Consider the following 2,144-nt stretch of genomic DNA (forward strand, 5'->3'; position numbering starts at 1 on the left):
TTCTCAACGTTTCTCAATAACACCCTAACTTGAAATCGAAAACTAAGACCTTGCTATCTGCGTTCTTTGCGATTCCTGAAATAAATAACCTCTTGCTCTAATCGTCTGAAATATCGGCTTAATTGCTACCTGGGCCACAACAAAAATATTTTAAGAAAAACCTTTTACTATTGCTCAATAGCCTCTATTAGATATAGGACAGTGTTGTTATAATGCGTCGTTATTTATCTAAATTATAAGTTTTTTGAGGTTCAATAGATGTCGGAAACTGAAAATCGTCCGAGCAACTTTATTCGCCAAATTATTGATGCGGACCTGGCCTCAGGTAAGCACACTGGCGTTCATACCCGTTTTCCTCCAGAACCCAATGGTTATCTGCACATTGGCCATGCGAAATCCATATGCCTGAATTTTGGCATTGCTAAGGATTATCAGGGCCAGTGTAACTTGCGTTTTGACGATACAAACCCTGAAAAAGAAGACATCAATTATGTAAAATCCATTCAGGAAGATGTGAAATGGTTGGGCTTTCAATGGCATGGCGATATCCGCTATTCCTCCGACTATTTTGATCGTTTATATGGTTATGCGGTTGAACTTATTGAAAAAGGCCTGGCTTATGTAGATTTTCTCAATGCTGAGCAAATGCGTGAATATCGCGGTACACTGACGGCTCCCGGTAAAAATAGTCCTTATCGTGATACCCCGGTTGAAGAAAACCTGGCTTTGTTTGAAAAAATGAAGAACGGCGAGTTCAAAGAAGGTGAGTGTTCATTGCGTGCCAAAATTGATATGGCCTCGAGCTTCATGTGTATGCGCGACCCGGTAATTTATCGGGTGAAGTTTGCTCATCATCATCAGACGGGTGACAAATGGTGCATCTATCCAATGTACGATTTTACCCACTGTATTTCTGATGCCATTGAAGATATCACCCATTCGCTTTGTACCCTGGAGTTTCAGGATAATCGTCGTCTGTACGACTGGGTCATCGATAACATTTCCATTGAAGCACAACCGCGCCAATATGAATTTTCTCGCTTGAACCTGGAATACACGGTAATGAGTAAGCGTAAGCTTAATGCTCTGGTCGAAGAAAAACTGGTTAACGGTTGGGATGATCCTCGTATGCCGACCATCGCCGGTTTCCGTCGCCGTGGTTATACACCAGCGTCTATTCGAGAATTTTGTAAGCGCATCGGCGTGACTAAAATGGACAACACCGTGGAAATGGGCGTGCTTGAAGCCTGTATTCGTGAAGATCTTAACGAACATGCTCCTCGAGCGATGGCTGTTCTCGATCCAGTACGCGTTGTTATTGAAAACTTCGATGAGGGTAAGGTTGAGACATTAACGGTGAAAAACCACCCGAACGATGATGCGATGGGATCTCGTGAGGTGCCGTTTACCCGTGAAGTCTTTATCGAAGCCGAAGATTTCCGCGAAGAAGCAAACAAAAAATACAAGCGTCTTGTGTTAGGTAAAGAAGTACGTCTGCGTGGCGCCTATGTGATAAAAGCAGAGCGCTGTGAGAAGGATGCAGAAGGTAATATTACCACCATTTATTGTACCTATGATCCTGACACCCTAGGTAAAAATCCTGCTGATGGCCGCAAAGTCAAAGGCGTGATCCACTGGGTCAGCGCGAGCGAAAGCCTAGATGCAGAAGTGCGTTTGTACGATCGCTTATTCACCGTACCAAACCCGGCAGCGGCGGAAGATTTCCATAGCGTTATCAACCCTGAATCGTTGCAGGTTATCAAAGGTGCTAAGGTTGAGCCTTCACTGGCAAGTGCCGAAGCTGAAAAAGCTTACCAGTTTGAGCGTCAGGGTTATTTCTGCCTGGACAGCAAAGACGCTAGCACAGACAACCTGGTGTTTAATCGCACCGTCGGTTTGCGAGACACCTGGGCAAAAATTGAAGGTTAATCCCTGATAAAACCCTAAATCGAAAAACGGAACCAAACAAGGTTCCGTTTTTTATTTCCCGAATAAATTACCCAGACACCCATAGCTGTTAAGACACCCATAGTTATCAAGACACCCATAGTTATCAAGACACCCACCGTTATTAAGACACCCATGGTTATTAAGACACCCATGGTTATTAAGACACCCATGGTTATTAAGACACCCATGGTTAT

Annotated in this window: 2 protein-coding genes; one reads left to right on the forward strand and one right to left on the reverse strand. The window is 43.9% G+C overall.

What is annotated here, in order from left to right; all coding sequences use genetic code 11:
- The first annotated feature begins 258 nt into the window (after nt 1–258).
- Nucleotides 259–1,929 carry a glutamine--tRNA ligase gene (gene glnS, locus E8M12_RS07565; protein ID WP_136735486.1) on the forward strand — a complete coding sequence of 557 codons (1,671 nt, stop codon included), beginning with the start codon at nt 259–261 and terminating at the stop codon, nt 1,927–1,929.
- 14 nt (nt 1,930–1,943) lie between these two features.
- Here the strand turns inward: glnS and E8M12_RS16385 are convergent.
- Nucleotides 1,944–2,144, reverse strand: a 201-nt coding sequence (locus tag E8M12_RS16385; RefSeq protein WP_211245006.1) for a hypothetical protein, incomplete at its 5' end; no start/stop codon positions are given.

The organism is Thalassotalea mangrovi, assembly GCF_005116735.1.
Classification (GTDB): Bacteria; Pseudomonadota; Gammaproteobacteria; order Enterobacterales; family Alteromonadaceae; genus Thalassotalea_A; species Thalassotalea_A mangrovi.